The organism is Lysinibacillus sp. NPDC097868 (genome assembly GCF_044761135.1).
Taxonomy (GTDB): domain Bacteria; phylum Bacillota; class Bacilli; order Bacillales_A; family Planococcaceae; genus Lysinibacillus.
Window position 1 is genome coordinate 1,722,182 of sequence record NZ_JBIWBS010000001.1, and the last position, 20,626, is coordinate 1,742,807.

Here is a 20,626-nt window from a genome sequence, read left to right on the forward strand (position 1 = left end):
TTTAATTAATGTAGTATATCACTAACCGTTACGCATTCATAGCCTTGTTTCTGTAAATAAAGAATGACATTTTCTAGCCCATTAGCTGTCGTTTGATGAATATCATGCATTAAAATAATGCTCCCGTCATTTACAGATGCTTTCACATACGTTAGTATTTTATCGGCATTCCGATGTTTCCAATCGAGTGTATCAATCGACCATAAAATAGAAGGCATAGCTATAACAGATCGTACTTCGTCATTTGTTGCGCCATATGGTGGTCGAAAAACAGTAGGATATTGACCGATAGCCTCATAAATAGCATTGCTTGTTCGATCAACTTCTTGTTTAACACTTGCTTTCGCCAAACTGGTTAGCTTCGGATGATTCCAAGTATGATTTCCAATTTCATGACCTTCTTTATAAACTTGCTCTACAATTTTGCCATTGCTAGAGGCATTTTTTCCAACCATAAAAAATGTGGCCTTCACATTATATTTTTTTAAAATGGCTAGTATTTGAGGTGTTACCTTCGCATCAGGTCCATCATCGAAAGTTAAAGCTACTCGTTTTTTTGCCCCTTTTGCGACAGGGATACCTTTATTATAAACTTTATTATCAACTATCGTTAAATCTGTTAGCTCAGAAGCCTTTATGTAACCTTTTTGTTCGCCTGCTTCCACATATGCCCAACCAGCCACTATTGTATACTGCTGGACAATCGTTTTATTCGCTAGTGTACCTAGCACTTCACCACTTGGACTCGCTGTTAAATGAATTACAGACCCATTAGGAGCGTTTACCTGCTTTTTTGTCCCTGTTGGCTTTTTAAGCGCATTTGTTGCGACATAGCCGAATCCATTTCCGTATTGAACATACGACCAACCACCAGGCGCTGTACCATACACAACCAACATACTATTTTCATATAGCTGTCCTGCTTTTTGTGCATTTGGACTTGGATAAGTAAATAAGTTTGTGCCGCCTTTTTTAGCGACTACAGCCTTTTCTGGTGTTACCTCAGCTAATGTTGTTACTTCTACATACCCTTCTAGCTGTGACATTTGGATATGTACCCATTCTTCATTCAAAGGTGTGGCTAACACAAAATTACCTTTTGTTACATGACCGCTCACCTTACTTTCTGCTGAAGCTTCTACATAAACCGTAGCATCCTTTGTAACAAGTTGGATGGCAGCCGTACTAACTGTATTTGCAGAAGCATGCCCTACAACAGCAATACTGCATAAAAATGCCCAAATTAAAGCAAATGGTAATAATTTCTTCATCATTCTACACCGCCTTTTACTATCACTGATGTCGTCTCCCGTGTAAAATATGCTGAAAAACATAGGATTTGATTCTTATTATAGATGAAGATTTCATACCAGAAAATAGTAATAATCAACTAGATTTACTAATTGAAAATTTAGCTAGGAATGTTTTTTGATAATTTGAATCAACAGCATGCTGCTGAATTGTTTCTTCATGCTTTTGCAAAAATGCTTTTACTTTTTCTTCATCAAACAATTCATTGCCTTTGGGTAATGTAGAAAATAAATTTTCCATTTCATCGATTAAGACATCTCTTGAAATTTCATACAAGTCTCCGTCCACCGCAAAGCCGAAGCCCTTGGCATTTGGCACTAAAATGGCACCCATCATTGTGTTATAAACAATTGCTTTATCTTTGGATATTGATGAAGAAAACCACTTACTTAATGCTTCATCATCATTTTTATAAATAACGCGAAGCACCTCCCCTCGCAAATCAAAGTGATCGATTGTATCCCCATGTAAAAAGACTGTATTTGCAATTTTGCCAACATTCATCGCATCCCCTACATATGTGCCAATAAAAGGCGCCCACGTGGCCTGCTCCTCCACTTCAGGGGCTTGAGCAGTACATCCTGTAATGAAAACTAAGCAAAAAAGAAAAGAAGCTACTAATTTCGTCATTGTTTTCCTCCTATAGTGCTTGATAAGCTGCCATTGCATCTTCTACATGGAATGGAGGGGTCCATACATGCCCTTCCGCATTCGTCGTCACAAAAATAAATAATTCACCGTTCTTTTCCATTAAGGACGCTAAGCAAAGTCCTGCCTCAGGTGTATAGCCCGTTTTTCCACCAAGAATAGCACCTTCCACACCATCCATTTTCGTAAACAATGTGCTCGCTATCGTTAATTCATTTGGCACTAATGTCGTATAACTTTTGGTAGTCAAAATTTGATAAAATGTAGGATTTTCAAGCGCATATTGAAAGAGCTTACTAATGTCACGAACACTAGATACATGGGCAGCATGATGGAGCCCACTGACATTTTCATAATGGGTATCATGTAACCCTAGCTCCCGCGCTTTATCGTTCATCATTGCCACAAATGCCTCCTCACTACCAGCAATGGCAATAGCAAGCGTAGCAGTTGCATCTGCACCAGATGCTAGTAATGTACCGTATAATAAATCCTCAATCGTCACAAAATCTCCTGCTTGAAAGCCCGCCATCGAAGCATTTTGCGCAGTATATTTTGCAATTGTTTGTGGTGTAACCATTGTTTGTGTTTGAAGATCTTTACTCGCCTCAATTGCTACGATTGCTGTCATGATTTTAGTTAACGATGCTGGAAAGATAATAGCATCTGCATTTTTTTCATATAACACATCGCCGTTCTCGTTTAATAATAAAGCATTTTTACTATGTAACGAAGGTAGCTCAATGTCCACTACTTGTTCGTTTGTTTTATTAGTATAGAAAAATATTGCTACAGCACATATACAACAAAATAATACAAATTTTTTCATAAAAAAACGCCTCCCACACATTATAATAGGAGGCAATTATGAATATTCCTGTAGGAAATTTATGAAGAAATTCTTAAGGATTGCGCATAATCTCACATTATGTAATAAAACAAATGCTACTTATCAATAAAAATCATCAAATTCTAAAGAGATGTTTTGAATCTTTTTTTGTGTTAATTTAAAAAATACATCTTGGGAAACTTCTAACTTTAGTGCATCTTCCTTGGCTAGACTAGCATAGACCCCACGTAAAATTCGCCCAGTAAGACCATGTGAAACAACAATTACTTTTGGTTCATCTTTGATGCTCTCAAGCCACTCCGTTAATCTGCACACAACTGTGTCGTAACTTTCTCCATTTGGCGCATTGAAAAACCAGTTATAATGATCTGTATTTTCTAAAAGATTTGGCCAAGTATGCTCAATTTCTTTCGTTGTTAAGCCAGCCCAATCTCCGACAGCCACCTCAGTTAGTCGGTTGTCCTGTTCTACATTGTTAAAATCATAGCCTATTGTATTACAAATAATTTCTGCGCTCTGTAAGGCCCTTCCTAAAGAGCTTGAAAATACTTTCCACTCTTGTGGATTACCAATTAAACTTTTCAACATATATGCATTTTGCTGAACTTGTTCGATGCCAACATCCGTTAATGGTGAATCAAGCTCCCCTTGGTATCGTCCTTGTGTATTTAAAACCGTTTCTCCATGACGCAGTAAATAAATAATTTGGTTCAACCATATTCCCCCTCTACAATGCTAAAAGATAATCAGATTGTACAGGTAAAACTAAATTAGTACAAATAAATACATTACGGCTATTAGCAAACAGAGCGGGCTATAAAACCATGTGTCATTTCTTGCAAACTGAGAATGTTTTATTTTTTTGAAAAACCCGACATATTTAAAATCCCCTATTGCTCGAATAAAAAATAGAGCCGCACACACCATACAACCAAGTGTAAAAAAGGTGAATTGTTGAACATTTTGCAAATAAATTCCTTGAATAAACAACAATACTGCTCCGAACAGAAGGAGAAATGCCACTAATAATGTTCCTATTTTTCTAGGGACAAAAACGGGTTCTTGCCCTCCATTTTTTACAGGTAACACCACTTTAAAGCCCCAGCTCCCCCCACAAGCCCAATAAACATGTAACATACTAATGAGAATCAGGACAGTGACAGCCAAATATAGTAAACCTATGACCATTTTTTCTCCTCCAATAACATTTTAAAACATACTATAACGTATGTTTCGATTGTGAATAAGTCCCTCATATTGATGAGAGACATTCATCTTATATCTTTGCTAAAAGCTCCAACATTGTTCCTATCGTGAAATTAGGATTCTCTTCAAACCTCGTCATCCAGCCTATATAAGTTAAATAAGCAAGTCTAGCTCGCTCTAAAGCTTCAAAAGCGTTGTTTCCTTTCTTTTCATATAACAATGCAATACATCGAATTCTTTGTTCCTCAATATCAACTAGTCGACTTGCGACAACTTGGTCATATTTAGCCCAAGCATAAATGCCCATTTCAATTTTTTTATCGCTACTAAAACTAATTGTTAAGAGCTGTTCTAATGACGATTCTTCTTGCTCCATACTTTGAATGATTCGTTTTGTTGCATGCATTTCCCAATAATCTAGCATCGCATCTAACAGTTCTTGGTGATCCCGAAAATGATGATAAAAACTCCCTTTACTTATTTTCAGACGTCGCGCAAGCGTTTCAATACGAACTTTATGTATACCAGCATCTGCTAATTGGTGTAGACCAGCCTTGACCCAGTCTTCTCTTGTTAATTGCATCATGAATCCCCCTGTTAACATACACTACCGTATGTTAAAATCAGATTAAGGCTAATTCTAAATTTTGTCAATCAAAAAAGCATATAAAAAAAGCCCCTAACAGTTTGTTAGGGGCAATGAGATAATACGTCTAATCTTGTGTTTTACTACCTTTATGCACATCGATATTGTTATTAATCGTAATCTTAATGTGTAAAAATGTTGGTAAAACACACGCAAGAACCAACAGCAATGGCACTATTTTCTTCATCAAACTCTCCCTACTATATAAAAATCATCTATGTACTATATTAATAGAGCCTTGTATTTATGATTTTTAAAATAGTTGTAAAGCGTTGTGACTTTCATCCAAATAGCTATTAAAACGTACTATCAAAAAGATTTTCAGAAATTGCTTGTACAATATCTGCATCTGTAAATTCCATTAGCTCATCTCTCGTAATATTTTGCTGCTGGATTAAACGATTCGATTGAATTGTCACCAGCTTTTCAAATACATTGCGAATATAACGACCGTTTGAGAAATTCGGTATTGTTTCAACAGGAATCTGGTTTAATTGTGTCTTCATATGCTGTGCAAAAGCGTCGCCATAACGATAATCGTTATTTTTACATAGCATCGCAAAAATTTCGTATAGCTCGTCTGTCCTAAAGTTATCAAATTGTACAAAATGGTTAAAGCGCGATTTGAAACCTGGATTGGCTTGTAAAAATTCCTCCATTAGCTCTGTATATCCTGCCACAATGATAACTAAATCATCACGTAAATCTTCCATTGCTTTTAACAAGCTATCAATCGCTTCTTTACCAAATGCATCCTGCTTATCATTAAGTAATGCATAAGCCTCGTCGATAAATAACACGCCACCTGTTGCTTTTTTCACAACTTCCTGTACCTTTAAGGCTGTTTGTCCAACATAGCCTGCTACTAGACCCGCACGATCTGTCTCAACGAAATGCCCACTGGACAAAACACCAAGATGTTTGTATATTTGACCAATAATGCGAGCAACAGTTGTTTTTCCAGTTCCAGGGTTTCCAGAGAATACGAGATGATACGTAATAGGGAAGCTTGTTAAGCCGTGGTCAACGCGTAAGCTTTGAATTTTTATAAAGTTGATTAGATTATGTAATTCCTTTTTAGCATTCGGGAGCCCTACAAGTCCATCTAATTGTGCCTGTAGCTTATTTATTTCCCTTTCTATTTCAGGTGTGATACGCAGACGCTCACCATGGATAAATTCTCCACTATAAATTATTTTGCCTTCTTCATTATAATAATCGCCACGACCATGTTTTTCCCCATTTACAAGGTCGCCAATATAGGATGCTTGCCCATTCACATAATAAAGCGTGCCTTTCCCAGTCATAACATCCTCTTTAAATTGACCTTCCGCTTCAAGCACACCTAACCTTGAAAAGACTTTACCTTTTCCATGCTTCATATCTTCAAAAAAATAACCTTCGTAGTGTAGAGCTGATACACCCGATTGAAGCTCTATTGCAGTTGGGGTTTCAGGAACATAATACAGCTTGCCTGCCCCTTGCATATGGTTCCACATAAAATCACCTTCGTATTGCAAAAAACCACTTGGGTAATATTGTATACCCTTACCTTTTTTCATACCATGTACAAAATCTCCCTCAAATTGCGGTCGATTTAAGTGCGGATACCGCTCCCGTAAATCTTTAAATGGTGCAATGACATCCTCTTCATAATATAAAACACCATAGCCATCCATTAAGTCATTGCGAAAATGTCCATCGTAATAAACCTTTCCATCTTTATATAAAATACCATGTCCTTGTTTTTTATTTTGAATAAATTCGCCTTGATAGATCATTTGACCTTTTAAATACATAATGCCGTTGCCTTGCTTCATATGATTGACGAATTCTCCCTCGAATAACAACTCACCCTCCTGATCAAAAACCGTCCCCTTGCCATCATAAATGTCATGGCCAAAATCGTTTTTCTTAACGCCACCACTGTACATTATCTTCCCATCTGGGTAAAAAAGCTCTTTTTCTTGATGATTATAGTTCATTTTATTGCCTTCCTTTATCAATTCAGTATATGCTCAATTATAGCGTGGAACAGAATACATATGTGTGAATTTTTAGAATTTAAGGAGATTAACATGAAAAAAATCTATAAGCTAATTTTAATTGTCCTATTCCCCCTTATTATCTTGTATGTGACGACATCATTACTAACTCGAGATTCTACTTTCAATAAGGAAGTTATCGATCGACTTGATATCGAACAGATTAATGAAATTGAAATTATTCGTGCATCTGACGAGAAAACAATTACAGTAAAAGATGCAGCCAAAATCAGTGAAATTATGCAGTTATTTGAAAGCAAAGAAATTCGAAAAGTATTTTTTGCGAAGTCAGATTTTAACGAGGCATACTGGTTAACATTACAGATTAATGATAATCGTGAAGTCGGCATACGCCTTGATGATTCAACACACCTATTTGTTTATTTATACGAGGAAAATTACATGAAAGACTATAAACTGTTAGACAAATTGGATACTAGTTATATTGAAGAATTATTTTAATATAGGGCTAAAATAAGAATGAAATCCACAGTAAATCATGTGGTAACAGTACATGCTGTAAGACGCAAAAAAACCGCGCATCAAGAATATTGCGTCTTACACTGCACCCTAATGTAGTTTTAATGGAAACTAGCATTTTCAAACTAAATGTTTAATCATTGTGAAATAGCTACTTCCCGGAGGATAATCTTTTATTTCCCCAACAACTACATAACCTCTTGCTTCATAAAACGAGCGAGCTTGAAAATCATAAGTAGTTAATAATGCCTTTTTTGCCCCCATTTTGATAGCAGTTGCTTCAGCTTGTAACAGCAATTTTTCACCCAATCCCTGCCTTCGATATTCCTTACTAAACCAAAACTTATTAATTTCTAGCCAGTCCCAATAAACCTCCGCTGTTAATCCACCAATCCATTGACCATCATTTGAAACAATAACATTTAACGGCTGCACTGCACCCTCTTTTCTTATTTCTTTATGGTAAGCAGAATGATCATTATTAAACTCTCTTAAACTTGTATTTAGAAATGTGACAAATGATTCATGATTTTCTAATAAAACTTCTACATTATAATTCATCGTTTTCCCCCTTAATACACTGTATCGCTGTCTCCCCTTGGATGATTGTTCGATATTTCTACTAATAAAGTATCACTAGTTACATACTTCATTCAACACCTATCGTTCTTTACGTTTCTTCACAGTCATTATCGTTGCAATAACGATTGCTATCTTTACCAATACAATTAATACGTAAATACTAAAAGAAATGATCGATGGTAACAGCACTAACCACCACGACCATGTAATGACTTCTGTTAGCTTTAGCACAATAAAGACGATGGTTAAAACTTCTGCTACTCCCACAATCTCACCACCATTAATCATTTATTTAGTACAAAGTATAGCCGTTTCTTTTTATTTTTAGGAAGGCACTCTAAGGAACATAGAGGTATAAAATTCGTTTAATCAAAACAGGAGGGAATGTATGGAAATTACCTTGAATATATGGTCATTGATTATGTTAATATGTTACATCATTTTATTTTTTATTGTAGGTTCATCCGCAACATTTATAAGCTTTTTCATCGCTCATTTACATTTTCATCCTTTGAACGCTATATTACTCCTAACAATAGGATGTTTCTTTCTAGCCCTTATCGGGATGAAAGATATTAAAAATAGGACTACTTTAATTATTAGCTATATTACCATTACGATAACTTTAGTTTTTATTGCAATGATCTCTTTTATATTAATTATTGGGCACATGTTCAGTTAGATGGTACTAGCTAATTGTGCAATCGCAGATGGAATCATGAGAATCGCTCGTGTCATTAGAAACATGTTAAAAATTGTTAGTAATCCAATTATTAACATTCATCAGTGTTTCATTGTCACGTATTGTTTTACAGTTACAGAGAGGTACTTACATAAAGTTGAGTATCAAAATATAAATGAAGGAGGTTTCCTTTTAGGTTAAGGTAGAAATTCGAGTTTACTAATAAGCACGACTATACAAGGAGGGAAATAAATGCAAACTCAGCTAATACGAGAGAAATTTTTATTTTCAGATTTACCTGCAATGAATTCAAGTTATGACAAAGTAAGAGAAGCGTTCAAAGAAAAATTCAAAGTAAATCCAGATGGCATTGCAGTAAATAGCGAAACTTATTTTAAAGGGGTTACGCCTGCAATCACTGAGCAATATGGCCACCCTTGCTACAAAACACTTGGAGAATTTACTTATACTAAAGGAGACGGGGCACCCCCTAAATCTGTTATCGTCGGTAGTAATATTGCTGTAAATCATGGGGATGAAGCAGCCACTATGACTTTAGAAGTACAAGGCAGTTGGCAAAGTCAACAAACATGGTCTACCGAAAGTACAACAGGCTTAACTTTTTCTTCTAAATTTACAATAGAGGGATTTTTTGAATCAGGCATGGAATTTTCTGTTAGTACTACTATAGGGGAATCAAAAACTGAAACAGAATCAAAAACGGCAACTGCCAAGATAGAGGTGACAGTACCACCAAGAAGTAAAAAGAAAGTTGTTATAGTTGGGACATTAAAAAAAGAGTCTATGCATTTCCGAGCACCGATTTTTGTCAATGGCATGTTTGGTGCAAACTTCCCTAAGAGAGTGCAAGATCATTATTTTTGGTTCCTTAACGCGACAAGTGTACTCAAAAATACTTCTGGAGAAATATCTGGAACAATTAAAAACTCCGCCGTCTTTGATGTTCATACGGAGATTGGTAAAACAGAGCCTTTAACAGCCGAAGAATTAAGTGAATTTATGGCATTAACTAGATAGCTTAACTTTATCGGTGGGTTAACTCATACCCACCGATTTTATTATGGCCTCGAATATAGGAAATCGCTGATAGGACCATCAACAAAATTCAACCATCATGAGGATAAAACTTCGTTAAAAATTTGTCCACCATCTTTTATATTAATTATTTTTAAACGATTCGTATTTTTAATAAAAATAGATTTATAAAGCTTTGTGCCATTTTCATCAATAATTAATAAAATACGTTTATCACTGGTATCGGTTACCTTTTCAAAGTGAATGTCGTCTTTATTGTTGATTTGTTCGTGAATTTTGCTATATTCAGGTAATGAAGTCCATTCACTAAGGTCAATATTTTCCTTATCTTCACCTTGTACATTTTGTTCTGGTTGTATTGGTTGTTCAATCTGATTTTTTCCTTGCTCCTGCTGGTGAGAGGTATCTTGATTTGTAGCCTCATTTTTTTCAGTTACTTCATTGTTGCTGCAAGCTGCTAACATTGTTACAACAGCACTAAATATTATCATTTTCTTAAACACGTTGCATTACATCTCCTTGTAGTCTCATAGTTTACGATAATCACCTAATTATGCTATTATTTTTTTGTATTTTTAAGCATAAGGAGGAAATATTATGTCAAATCACACAATTAAGTGGACCATTATTACTGCTGTTTTAACAGTTTTTGTGTACATTGATGGCTTCTATTTGTGGGACATCTTTTATGTCACTATTCCTTTGGCGGTGTTATCAGCTATAATTGCGATGGTAGTCACGTATAAAGAACTACGACCTGTTTATATGCTTTTAAACGTTTTATTCACATTTATAGCGATTGTCGCTTTTTTTGTTTTAAACAAATAACTTTACTACGATAGCTATCATTGATTTATGTTACACATAGCTCTTTCATCTGCTATTTACCCAAAATCCTTCTAACTTACTCGCTCATTTGAACGAAGACAGGCTTGAAACATCATTATAGCTTTCATATAGTTTAAGTGTAAATCAAAAGCTCTAATTACGAACGTCTTTCTATCGTAGTTTTTTCTTTATTAATCACTAACTAATAAACGTTTTAGGTCACCTGTTGGTCACTTTTTAGTCACGATAGCAAAAGACCCCCCATCACTGAACCTCACTCCCAATTGTTAGACACATTCTAACAATTGTGGTGCGGTTCATCACGGAGTGGTCTTTTTCCAAAGCTAATAAATAGGTAAATTACGTTAGAGAAAATCAATTTAATCCCAATATTTATCCATTAATGATGTTGACCAATTTGGCTGTTTCACATCGCCTTTTGGTAAGAACTCTTTCATTACAGGTTTAATATCAATAATAGGTGTTCCGTCTATCGCATCTAATCCTTTAACAATTAATGTTCTTTGTTTTATATCTATTAGTTCTACAATAGTTACCCCCAATTTATTGGGTCTATTTTTTCCTCTTTGTGCAAAAATGCCAACCTCAGGATAATTTTTATTGTTTCTAGGATGCCTTGCATCGTACTGAATTTTTTCATCAGCAACCTTATCAAAATAAAAAATGATTTCCAAGTGAGAAAACTCGTCAATACCCTTTAAAGACGATTCATTAATATTTTCTGTAAGTTCAATTGTTGACATTATTGAACCCCAATTATCATCCTCAATTTCTTTTCTATTATTATTTACAATCGCTACTGGCTGTATAGAATACTGCATAGTTAACTCTCCTCAAATTAGACTTTATTTTGATAATTCCCACAAAAAAATCATTGTCCTTTAATTTTCTTCACAACAATATCTATTCATAATTCCAACCAATTTTCTAACGGTGATGCACATTGACCTGTAGATTGTGGACAACTATCGCGTTCAACTTGCCAAAAACGGCACTGACACTATTTTCATCTTTACAAATTCAGACGGTTATCCATCAAACCGACTGCTAGAGATATAATCTGGAGAAAAATCGTTGAAAAGTATAACTTTCCATAATTGAATTTGCTTGCTTTGTGACATTAATGCCTTATTTATAGTCAGCCGAAATGTAAACTTTAAGATTATAAAGGAGAAACTAGAGCACTCCGATATAAATTTGACAATAAACACCTTTAGTCACTTAACAAGTATGGTTAAAAATAATGCAAGCGACCAATTCGATGATTAAAATTAATTGGTCACTTGCTTAATTTTTCAACTTATTTGTTGTAACATAGCTCTTTAAAATTACATCTCAAACAGCGCCATTCATCTTGTGTTTGCTCAAAATCCTCAAGGTCTACTGGCTCGTTTGAAAGAATATCGGCTTGAAACTTTTTCATTTCTAAAACACTGTGTCGAAATGTATGTAAAATATTGTCCATATCGAACGATGTAAACGTATATTGTTTGCGTTGCCCTGTCACTAAATATTCATTATAAACTTCGATTTTTTCTAGTGAAACACCGTATTTTTGTTGGATATAATAAGCGTAAAGCGCTAATTGTTGACGATCATCATCTGATTGACCACCCGTTTTCCAGTCAATAATAATCCATTTATCTTCCATATCATCGTAATAATGAAAGTCCATCACGACAAAAACTTGCGTATCCTCAATTTTCATCGAACGAAACTGTTCGGGCTCACCAATTCGTAATGATCCTGTATGAGCAGTAATTTGTAAAAACGTCTCACTTAAAAGGAAATTCGTAAACACCGCTTCCAGCCGATTTTTATAATCCGTAATTAACTCAGCATTTAGCTTTCCCTCATAATAGATTTCCTGCATCATGTAAAACTTGTTAGGTTTATGTCTCCATAAATCCACATGTCGAGTCGAATCAATAAAGGCAGCATTTAGTTGGCCACGCGCACGATTTACAAGCTCTGACACAGACGGCACTGTCTTCGTTTGCAAATAATCGATAATTGTTTGCTCGATTAATCGATGGACAATTTGCCCAAATAATATAGGCATCGCTTGCAGCTTTTTTAAGCGATACACATGCTGGTGAAATGGTTCCACCTGATGGCTCAGCCATCCATTATGAGAAAAATAATATTCATAGCCATATTTTCTGGCACAGCTCGTTAAGGTTTTATGGCGTGAAAGTGACCACGAAAAAGTCGGAAAAGGTGAAATTTCAAACATACGAACCCTCCTTATAACTGTTGGAAGAAATCATAAACAAGTTGTAGAATAAGCACTATAGTCACAACACGTAACAGTATCTTTACTTGATTTGCCTTTACCTTTCTTGCAAGCACAATGCCAATTTGCGCGCCAATAATGGATCCAAACATTAAAACGATTGTGAGCGGCCATTCTATTTTTCCGGTCGCAATATACGTAATAGCAGCCCCTGAGCACATCGCAAAAACCCCAACACGAGACAAGCCTACAGCTTTTATATAGGAAAGTTTTTCATGCGCATACGTATACAGCGCCAATGTACTACTACCAGGACCAAATAAGCCATCATAAATTCCTACGCCAAGCAAAATGGGACCATTTTTCCTAGTCATTTTAAATCTTTCTACATCACCAAAATCTGCACCACCGATAAAGGACATGATGAGTGCGAAGCCAAGTAAAATAATAGCAATAAGCGTTAACGTCTGGCCGCTCATAAAGGAAGCAAAGAGCCCACCCAAAGTTCCACCAATCAAAGATACAAGCAGAACTGAACGCATTTCCGCCCAAGACAATTCCTTTCTTCTAAAAATCGTATAAAAGCTAGAAAAAGCACTTACCATATTGGAAACTTTATTCGCTCCAATTGCTGAGTGAACCGGTACACCCATCAACATCATTGTTGGTAATGTGATTAATCCACCACCGCCAACTAATGTGCCGATGACATTACCTGCAATACCGATTACTAAAAATAAAACGTATTCCATCTAATCCTTCTTTCTAACCACTTGATATCAATCTTATGTTACAGTATAACAGAATCCTATTTTGAAAGAAGACAATATCGAGGTGATCTTATGCATGCACAACAAAAAACACCTACTCCAAAGCTGTGTAAACAACTAACAATAATTGTGGCAACCATTTTTACAGCTGGCATTACCGCAACTATGATTCAATATCGAAAGCTCCCCTCCTCCATTCCAGTTTTACAAAGCTTTTCGACGGACCATGCACAGTTCGGGCCTAAAATCGCTATCTTTTATTTACCATTTGTAGCGTTAATGCTCTTTTTACTTTTGCATTACTTGGAAATAAAAGCGGCTTATCCATTAGTACGTAAACATAAGCCTACCTTATCTCATATTGAGCGACAAAATGGGATAATCACCTTCTGTCTTATGAAAAACAGTATTTTGCTGTATTTTACATATTCACTTTTCAATGATTTATCAGTGGCAATGGGACACAATCGTATTTTACAACAATGGCATGCTTATGCATTTCTTGCCTTGTTATTCATCATCTTCATAGCGGGTATTATTCGTGGACTATACCTCTAACGTAAAGCAAAAAGCTAGTTGCACAAACACCTACGTGCAACTAGCTTTTTTTATGATAAAACACTGACAAATCGCTTAGTAATGCTTCTCTTTCATCATCAACTATTGGCAAAAAACTAATACAATTTCCCCGCAAACCGATTGACCGAGAACGATTCTCAATGATAAAATTTTCGTAAATAAACGATAAAATGACAAAGGAGGACGACTTATATCGAGTTGGGGAACAAGTATTGCCAATGCAGCTAAAAAAACGGCTAATGATCAGATATGGCCAGTTACAACTATCGCTAGTGCGGTAGGTGGTGGAATATCAGATGCAAAAATAGCTAGAGAAACAGCCAATCTAAACAAAGCAAATGTACACGTTAAAAATGTTGCTACAACTGTTGTTTCAAAGCAGTAAAACAACTGGTATTGGCTTAGGAGTAACACTTGGCGTAAATGGCGCAAACAACAGCGCATATTATCACAATTGAACGGATTAGTCCTGAAGAAACCTACTATATAATGGACAACCTTTTACGATTCGAAAAAGGCGCAACTAAAGTGCAGGCAAATCCACATTTACGAATCGACCCTTCTACTATGAAACTAGGTATTTGGCACATAAGAATTTTAATTAGTAACATTCTCGTGCAAAAAGTACAATTCAAGTTATCAACCATTTCGTACTTCAAGGAAAGTTGGTGATGTATTATGTGGTATTATCAATCGCTCGCATATTTTTTGTACTTTACGCTAATTATTTTTATTCCTTCATTTGTAAGGGGTTCTCCTTACAAGGAGACCCCAAAGTCTTCTTATACAAGAAGATTACTAGCCTCTATGGTAGTGGCTCTTATCATGACATGTATTGTTACTCTTTTAGATATAAGATTTCCTTTTGGATTTGATTAGACTTTTCTTTACTTCGTGTGAGTGGTAAACAGACTATACAATATTTGCTCAGTTGGTGACGATTCATGTGGTAATATCAATCGCTCGCATATTTTTTGTACTTTACGTTAATTATTTTTGTATCTATGTTTGTAACGGGTTCTCCTTACAAGGAAACACCAAAATCCTCCTATACAAGAAGATTACTAACGACAATGGTATGGGCTCTTTTCTTAACATGTATTGTTACACTTTTGGATATAAGATTTCCTTTTGGATTTGATTAGTACTTCTATTACTAATGGAGTTCGGTGGATAGGCATTCATTCATATATGAACCTCTTCTATTTAAATTAAATGACTCTTCCTCAAAATATTCAGGAGGTGTTTTCCATTAAAGATAATACAAAAAAAGATAAAGCATTAATCGCATCTGGCTTTTTCTTTATCGTTTTTTTCGTTTAGTTAATTCAGGATTTTGATGTTATAAATCTACAAGATTTACTTGCATATACTCTTTTTGCTACAATAGCTACTGGGATATTTTTTATTTTAAAGTACCCATTTAATAGCAAATAATTTTTATTAAATACATTAAACTGGAGTGATATTATGATAAAAAATAGTCCATATACATTATTTAAAGGAACTATGGTCGTTGTTATTGTAATGTTTTCTATTCTTGGTGTATTTACAGAATAAACGGTTGCGAACGAATACCCAGATGACGAAGAGGTTCTCGCTTTGATTGAGGAATCTCTAAAGTTAATTTATGAAAAAGGAAACTGACAATCAAGGTAATTTTTAGGATATGATAAAGAAAAATTTGTAAACAGTTTAAAAAAATATGATAGTTATGAAGAGCTTATTCAAGCATTCGAAGATGAAAATTTAATCATAGATATTAATAAAGTAGATGTTTCTATCCAATCGAACTTTGGAACTAGTGCTGTTGCGTGTGAATGGCATTTAATGAGACCAACTGCTGAATACAGAGCGGCACAAAACAGCTGTCTTTCCAAAGGATTAAAAGCACATTTTGGTTTAGTTTCCTCAATTAGCACCTTAGCGAATTTAATATATGATAAAAAGTTCAAATTAGCTGCTTCACATATATTAAAGCTCGGTATTAGATCCAATATTGCTGGAGCAATTGCAACATTAGGGTATATTCAATATCAGTGTGCAAAAGAAATGAATAAGAAATTCCCTGGAAAAAGTAACTGTGAATAATTAAAAAGTATACTTGGCTAGTTAGAGAAGGTGTTTAAAGTTAAAAATATAATAAAAAATAGATTAGTAGTAGCATCTTTATTTTTCTCTATAAGTATTTTCATCATGATAATTGTGAACACTGATGATATCAGTATATCAAACCTAATAAGCTCAATTATTTTTGCGGTATTTGTAGGTGTCATATTTTTCATTCTAAACTACCCATTTAAAAATAAGTAAGATGCACATTTTCAACTCATAAAATTCAAATCACATGCTCTTTATTAAGCGTTGAAAAGGTAGAATTAACTTTTATTGTAAAGGAAGAGGCAGAACTAGATATTATCAAAGTATTTTCTGTATAGAACCACAATGTGCCAATCTAATCGTTGAAATAGTCTGGATTCTTTGAAATAAACCCAATTTTAACATCACATATCAAAAGTCGATTGAATTCCAACATTTCGGACCAATCGACTTTATCGTTTATATCACATCGTTCACTTTCTTTTTATTATGAGAAAAACTACTTTCAAAGTATAAATTCATTAATATAAGCCCTAAAGCAAAGGCAATAAGTCCTCCACTAATAAATGAAAGTAACAGTTTATAAAATAAGCCAAAATCAGCTGTATATTGATAATAATCTAATATTAAAAAAATAGCGATTGTGCCAATAATTGAAGTAACACTAGAAATACAATAAGCCCAGATGAATTGTTTTCTGCTGTACAAAATACTTCCCACTTCCTTTCGATGTGCTTGTATATATTAGAATGAGAAAAATCAAATGAAAATATGCATATTTTAAACATTTATTTGTAAATTATCACAGAGCTTTTCTTTATTAATTTATACCCCAGAAATAGATTTCTTAGCCATGTATGTTACGAGGCTAAGATTCCGTATTGTACTGAGTTTCACAAATTACGGAAAATAGATTATACTGGAACTTACTATTAACAATCTTATTCAAAAAGGGGAATCTCCTATGACAGAAAATAATCAGACTGAAGCACCAAAAAAGAAAATGACTCTACAAGAAGCAGTAAAGCAACAGCTTGAAAACAAAAAGAACAAAAACGCTTCTAGTAAAGGGAAAACGAATGGCGATACTTCAACAAAGAAAATGAAAAGCCAACAAACAAAAAAAACAAGTAATACACGTAGAAAAATGGGCGTTTAAAAACGATAATTCAGCGCTATTAACCAAAATACCTATTGGTTTGGTATTTGTAAAATGAGAAAAAGCATTCAAGGAACCGTTATGTTTCCTGAATGCTTTTTATTGGGCTGATTTATTTTTCATTCGACCTCTTGCCGAATCCTAAAACAACGAGTGGAAGAATTAGTAACATGACAACATCACTACCATGTAATTCTATACTTGACATGACGTAATAGATTTTAGTTAAACACTGGATTCAATATAATCAACTTGAAGAAATGGATCTTCATCTTTTGCATACTTGTACGCTGGAGTTGTATATGCCTTTCCATGGAAAAGACCAGTATTCATATCAAAGCTAAATTTGGCATTATATGTACTTACTCCTGTTGCTTCCAAACTATCATTACCAATACTCCTAATACTGATAAAGCTTTCATCCTTTTCATGAAGGCTACTCCTTATTAGCAACAATTATATTTATAGTTGTCACCTTATTGAAGAATGGCTATAAAATTCATTTTTTATTCTGTCTAAATATAAATTAGGATCCTCCCCATCTTCTTGCGGGTAACGCTCCAGTAAAACGGGCATTAATTTATCCCATAACGTGTCCATTACATAAAAATCTCGATCAAAGCTATAATCTAAATCATAAACAGATATACCCAATGCCTTAGCATAGCGTTCTTTTTCGGGCAACACAAAATCAGCAACATTTGTATCAATATATTGATTTACATCCTCTTGGGTAATACTTACACTATAAATCTCTTTAGCAATTCGAAGTGCTTCTAGATATCTTTTTGTTTCCTCTATAGCGACTTTTTCCAAGTAAGCATTATCATGTTTCAAATTGCTCATTTCATTATGGACTTTTAATCGAAACTCTGCTTTTCTATTATTCAATGTATTTTCAACTGACTCTGAATTTAAATTTACACTTCTTCCTAAAGATTTAGCTTTTTTTATCTTCATATCAGGCATTTCATCTAAAATCTTTGCTACAGCTGATTCTAAATCTACATTATCATTATCTATAAAATTTTTATCTTTACCAAATACTATTTGGCTACTAATAGCTACTAATAATACAATTGTGCTAACTGAAAACATAATTACTATATTTTTTTTCTGCACATTAAACTCTCCTTTCTGATAATCTAAATAGGTTTCATAAATGTTCTATCACCACAAGCCAAACTAGCAGTGTCTTTTTCACATGTTATTACAATAGTAGTAGTCAAGTGAGCATTTTCACCTGTTCTGGCTACAATGTTTTTAGTTGAACCTCCCGAACTTACTCTATAAGGTCTTCCTGGTAGAATATAACTGTATTTATTCCCCTGACTCCATTCCAAAGAAGAAATAGAACCAATCACATTTCCAGAAGAATTACCTGTTCTATAGATAAAGGAAGCATTAAAGCCAAGAGAAATATTCGGATCCATAAATCTATTGGTATAGTAACTAGCGGTATAGCCACTATAAGTAATTTCTGCTCTAGCTAGATAATTCTTATCAACATCAATGTTATAAGTATAAATTGTATTTGTTGTTCCAGTCATTAAACTAAAGTGACGAATAGTACCACTCCAAGTATCACTAACCCTTATCGCATTTGCAGACAGTGCTTCTCCTCCAAATAAAAACATAGCAACTAACACAAATATTAAAATTTTATTTTTCATATAAACACTCCCTCCATATTTATTAAGCTGCATTTTTTCAAAATATTTATTGTAATTTTCCTTAATCCAATCTCATATCTCCTATAAAAGGTACCTTTGTTGAACCATTCCAGTAGAATATAGAAATAATCTGCTATATTACACTTCCACTCGAGTTAGTTTAATTTTATCTTGTCCATAACCGACATTTCAACCGACAATATATCTGTCGGTACCGTCAAAAATTCTGTCGGTTGCAGTTAATTTTTCTAATGATTGTACTGCATATTTTAAAATTGTCAGAAAAATAAGAAACTATAAATTTAAATTTTCGTCTGATTCTATAATGGGGAGGTAAAATTATTATGATAAGGAAATTACTGTTTATATTCATTTTTTTAAGCTTGTTAGTTTTAGCAGCGTGTACATCAAACGAAACAAGTAAAAAGATATCGCTACCCGAAGGCATTCCTAATTTTGTTCAAGCAAGTGATTTTGAAAAGATTGATTGGGATAAAAAAGCGGTACCACTCAATAACAATATTATTGGAAATGAAAATAAGTCAGGCGTGATTGGTGTAAATGCGCCAAGTTTAAATGTTCAAAAATGGATGTGGCATCTTTGGGGAATTGAACATCCATCAGAAACAGAATTAACGGTAGTAGGTTATCACAAAGAAACAGGAATGATTCATCCCATATTAACGACTGGTTGGAAAACTGGGCTTGGAGGAGCAAATAATGGCGCAGATGCCCACGCCCCATCGCACGTTCAAATACCAGAGAAAGGACAATGGGCAATTCTGCTTTATACTAATGAAGAATTATTTGATATCTTAATTTATGACATCAATGAATAAATGATTTAATCACAAGTAATTGTAAAACCCGCTTCAGAACTGTTATCTGAGCGGGTTTTAACCTTACAACATTTTAATTAAAAGAGTGATATAATGAAATTTTTCATTTCTTTGTCCAAAAATGCGAATGATTCGTCTAATACTTAACAAACAGCTAGATTTCTACATTTTATGCCTACTTAAATAATATCGAGCATTTGCAAAAAAGATTGTTCCAAAAAAGAACATTATACCAATGATCCAACTAGCAATTGCAGAATATCAACCATTTAATGAGGAGCATATCAATAAGAAGTTGCTTGTTTAAATTCTATCATTCATTATTTGCTAGATTCCTTCTATTTTTGAAGAGAATGATTAATATAACGGTTGTACTAATAATTATTCCTGCATAAGGAAAGAACAACGGTAGGTGAATAATATCAAGTAAAGTTAAACCCACTAAAAGCCCACAAATCATAATAATCAATGAAAAAATATTTTTAATCATAATTAGAATAACACCTCTTTTTGGAAATTTTTCATCATGAATTTGCTCTGACTTTAAAAGCACAATAAGCTACTACTCCTTCAGTAGCTAAGCCAGCTCCTAACAAGCAAGGGATACACCCAGCACCTGCTGTACCTATACATGCTAATCCACATGCAACCGATAAAGCTGTTATTGCCCAAGCAGCAATACCTTTACTCGCTAAACAATCGTTAAATTCACTCCAAAAACCAGCACTTACTTTTATAGGTTTAATAAATAAAGTATTATTTTGAGAGATTGACTCCTCAGTTAAAAGTGTAGAATCAAAATCATCTTTATCAAATTGTAAATATTCTTTTTTTGATAAGATTCCGTTATTATATACCTCAACCTCAGCTGTATAATTAACATCATTACCAACAATTTTAGTTTCAACATAATAT

General features: G+C 34.2%; 26 protein-coding genes. 8 read left to right on the forward strand and 18 right to left on the reverse strand.

Annotated elements, in window-relative coordinates; all coding sequences use genetic code 11:
• Positions 1-5 precede the first annotated feature (5 nt).
• The 7 genes from ACIQXJ_RS08485 to ACIQXJ_RS08515 all read right to left on the reverse strand — a co-directional run bounded on the left by ACIQXJ_RS08485 (position 6) and on the right by ACIQXJ_RS08515 (position 6,646).
• Positions 6-1,274 carry a polysaccharide deacetylase family protein gene (locus tag ACIQXJ_RS08485; protein WP_403052092.1) on the reverse strand — a complete coding sequence of 423 codons (1,269 nt, stop codon included), beginning with the start codon at positions 1,272-1,274 and terminating at the stop codon, positions 6-8.
• A gap of 112 nt (positions 1,275-1,386) precedes the next feature.
• On the reverse strand, positions 1,387-1,941 hold the full coding sequence (locus ACIQXJ_RS08490; protein ID WP_403052095.1) for a hypothetical protein: 555 nt from the start codon (positions 1,939-1,941) through the stop codon (positions 1,387-1,389).
• A gap of 10 nt (positions 1,942-1,951) precedes the next feature.
• The gene (locus tag ACIQXJ_RS08495) at positions 1,952-2,788 is read right to left on the reverse strand and encodes a D-alanyl-D-alanine carboxypeptidase family protein (protein WP_403052098.1); all 837 of its coding nucleotides are present in this window, start codon (positions 2,786-2,788) and stop codon (positions 1,952-1,954) included.
• Positions 2,789-2,911: 123 nt separating this feature from the next.
• Entirely contained in the window at positions 2,912-3,523 is a 612-nt protein-coding gene (locus ACIQXJ_RS08500; protein ID WP_403052101.1) for a histidine phosphatase family protein, read from the reverse strand.
• Between the two features lie 51 nt (positions 3,524-3,574).
• The gene (locus ACIQXJ_RS08505) at positions 3,575-3,997 is read right to left on the reverse strand and encodes a DUF3995 domain-containing protein (RefSeq protein ID WP_403052104.1); all 423 of its coding nucleotides are present in this window, start codon (positions 3,995-3,997) and stop codon (positions 3,575-3,577) included.
• A gap of 88 nt (positions 3,998-4,085) precedes the next feature.
• Positions 4,086-4,598 (reverse strand): TetR/AcrR family transcriptional regulator, encoded by a 513-nt coding sequence (locus ACIQXJ_RS08510; protein WP_403052107.1) that lies wholly within the window; start codon positions 4,596-4,598, stop codon positions 4,086-4,088.
• 359 nt (positions 4,599-4,957) lie between these two features.
• Positions 4,958-6,646, reverse strand: coding sequence for an AAA family ATPase (locus ACIQXJ_RS08515; RefSeq protein WP_403052110.1), 1,689 nt, complete (start codon positions 6,644-6,646; stop codon positions 4,958-4,960).
• A gap of 93 nt (positions 6,647-6,739) precedes the next feature.
• Here ACIQXJ_RS08515 and ACIQXJ_RS08520 point away from each other — a divergent pair, with 93 nt between their 5' ends.
• Complete coding sequence (locus ACIQXJ_RS08520) at positions 6,740-7,168, forward strand: hypothetical protein (protein WP_403052113.1); 429 nt, start codon at positions 6,740-6,742, stop codon at positions 7,166-7,168.
• A 138-nt stretch (positions 7,169-7,306) separates the two neighbouring features.
• Here ACIQXJ_RS08520 and ACIQXJ_RS08525 read toward each other — a convergent pair whose 3' ends face one another.
• Complete coding sequence (locus ACIQXJ_RS08525) at positions 7,307-7,747, reverse strand: GNAT family N-acetyltransferase (RefSeq protein ID WP_403052116.1); 441 nt, start codon at positions 7,745-7,747, stop codon at positions 7,307-7,309.
• A 99-nt stretch (positions 7,748-7,846) separates the two neighbouring features.
• Positions 7,847-8,035, reverse strand: coding sequence for a transmembrane Fragile-X-F protein (locus tag ACIQXJ_RS08530; RefSeq protein WP_401011695.1), 189 nt, complete (start codon positions 8,033-8,035; stop codon positions 7,847-7,849).
• Between the two features lie 667 nt (positions 8,036-8,702).
• On the opposite strand from ACIQXJ_RS08530, the gene ACIQXJ_RS08535 reads away from it, so the two are divergent.
• Entirely contained in the window at positions 8,703-9,488 is a 786-nt protein-coding gene (locus ACIQXJ_RS08535) for a hydralysin-2 (RefSeq protein WP_403052119.1), read from the forward strand.
• A 95-nt stretch (positions 9,489-9,583) separates the two neighbouring features.
• On the opposite strand, the gene ACIQXJ_RS08540 is transcribed toward ACIQXJ_RS08535, so the two are convergent.
• Positions 9,584-10,009 carry a hypothetical protein gene (locus ACIQXJ_RS08540; RefSeq protein ID WP_403052122.1) on the reverse strand — a complete coding sequence of 142 codons (426 nt, stop codon included), beginning with the start codon at positions 10,007-10,009 and terminating at the stop codon, positions 9,584-9,586.
• A gap of 94 nt (positions 10,010-10,103) precedes the next feature.
• Here ACIQXJ_RS08540 and ACIQXJ_RS08545 point away from each other — a divergent pair, with 94 nt between their 5' ends.
• A complete protein-coding gene (locus ACIQXJ_RS08545) occupies positions 10,104-10,334 on the forward strand; it encodes a hypothetical protein (RefSeq protein WP_403052125.1) in 231 nt (76 codons plus the stop codon).
• Positions 10,335-10,714: 380 nt separating this feature from the next.
• Here the strand turns inward: ACIQXJ_RS08545 and tsaA are convergent, their stop codons facing one another.
• From tsaA to ACIQXJ_RS08560, 3 genes are all read right to left on the reverse strand, one after another.
• Positions 10,715-11,176 (reverse strand): tRNA (N6-threonylcarbamoyladenosine(37)-N6)-methyltransferase TrmO, encoded by a 462-nt coding sequence (tsaA, locus tag ACIQXJ_RS08550; RefSeq protein ID WP_403052128.1) that lies wholly within the window; start codon positions 11,174-11,176, stop codon positions 10,715-10,717.
• A gap of 479 nt (positions 11,177-11,655) precedes the next feature.
• A complete protein-coding gene (locus ACIQXJ_RS08555) occupies positions 11,656-12,591 on the reverse strand; it encodes a PD-(D/E)XK nuclease family protein (RefSeq protein WP_403052131.1) in 936 nt (311 codons plus the stop codon).
• An 11-nt stretch (positions 12,592-12,602) separates the two neighbouring features.
• On the reverse strand, positions 12,603-13,343 hold the full coding sequence (locus ACIQXJ_RS08560; protein ID WP_403052134.1) for a sulfite exporter TauE/SafE family protein: 741 nt from the start codon (positions 13,341-13,343) through the stop codon (positions 12,603-12,605).
• A gap of 90 nt (positions 13,344-13,433) precedes the next feature.
• Here ACIQXJ_RS08560 and ACIQXJ_RS08565 point away from each other — a divergent pair, with 90 nt between their 5' ends.
• From ACIQXJ_RS08565 to ACIQXJ_RS08575, 3 genes are all read left to right on the forward strand, one after another.
• On the forward strand, positions 13,434-13,919 hold the full coding sequence (locus tag ACIQXJ_RS08565) for a DUF1648 domain-containing protein (protein ID WP_403052137.1): 486 nt from the start codon (positions 13,434-13,436) through the stop codon (positions 13,917-13,919).
• A gap of 444 nt (positions 13,920-14,363) precedes the next feature.
• A complete protein-coding gene (locus ACIQXJ_RS08570; RefSeq protein ID WP_403052140.1) occupies positions 14,364-14,612 on the forward strand; it encodes a hypothetical protein in 249 nt (82 codons plus the stop codon).
• Between the two features lie 1,158 nt (positions 14,613-15,770).
• Complete coding sequence (locus tag ACIQXJ_RS08575; protein WP_403052142.1) at positions 15,771-16,031, forward strand: hypothetical protein; 261 nt, start codon at positions 15,771-15,773, stop codon at positions 16,029-16,031.
• 468 nt (positions 16,032-16,499) lie between these two features.
• Here ACIQXJ_RS08575 and ACIQXJ_RS08580 read toward each other — a convergent pair whose 3' ends face one another.
• A complete protein-coding gene (locus tag ACIQXJ_RS08580; protein WP_401018213.1) occupies positions 16,500-16,748 on the reverse strand; it encodes a hypothetical protein in 249 nt (82 codons plus the stop codon).
• A 256-nt stretch (positions 16,749-17,004) separates the two neighbouring features.
• Here ACIQXJ_RS08580 and ACIQXJ_RS08585 point away from each other — a divergent pair, with 256 nt between their 5' ends.
• Complete coding sequence (locus ACIQXJ_RS08585; protein ID WP_401011714.1) at positions 17,005-17,199, forward strand: hypothetical protein; 195 nt, start codon at positions 17,005-17,007, stop codon at positions 17,197-17,199.
• A 225-nt stretch (positions 17,200-17,424) separates the two neighbouring features.
• Here the strand turns inward: ACIQXJ_RS08585 and ACIQXJ_RS08590 are convergent, their stop codons facing one another.
• The 3 genes from ACIQXJ_RS08590 to ACIQXJ_RS08600 form a co-directional block, all read right to left on the reverse strand.
• On the reverse strand, positions 17,425-17,580 hold the full coding sequence (locus tag ACIQXJ_RS08590) for a hypothetical protein (protein WP_403080849.1): 156 nt from the start codon (positions 17,578-17,580) through the stop codon (positions 17,425-17,427).
• A gap of 90 nt (positions 17,581-17,670) precedes the next feature.
• Positions 17,671-18,321 carry a hypothetical protein gene (locus ACIQXJ_RS08595; protein WP_403052145.1) on the reverse strand — a complete coding sequence of 217 codons (651 nt, stop codon included), beginning with the start codon at positions 18,319-18,321 and terminating at the stop codon, positions 17,671-17,673.
• Positions 18,322-18,344: 23 nt separating this feature from the next.
• A complete protein-coding gene (locus ACIQXJ_RS08600) occupies positions 18,345-18,872 on the reverse strand; it encodes a hypothetical protein (RefSeq protein WP_403052147.1) in 528 nt (175 codons plus the stop codon).
• 344 nt (positions 18,873-19,216) lie between these two features.
• Here ACIQXJ_RS08600 and ACIQXJ_RS08605 point away from each other — a divergent pair, with 344 nt between their 5' ends.
• Positions 19,217-19,711, forward strand: coding sequence for a DNA-3-methyladenine glycosylase (locus ACIQXJ_RS08605; protein ID WP_403052149.1), 495 nt, complete (start codon positions 19,217-19,219; stop codon positions 19,709-19,711).
• Positions 19,712-20,024: 313 nt separating this feature from the next.
• Here the strand turns inward: ACIQXJ_RS08605 and ACIQXJ_RS08610 are convergent, their stop codons facing one another.
• A complete protein-coding gene (locus ACIQXJ_RS08610; protein WP_403052152.1) occupies positions 20,025-20,264 on the reverse strand; it encodes a hypothetical protein in 240 nt (79 codons plus the stop codon).
• Between the last annotated feature and the right edge of the window lie 362 nt (positions 20,265-20,626).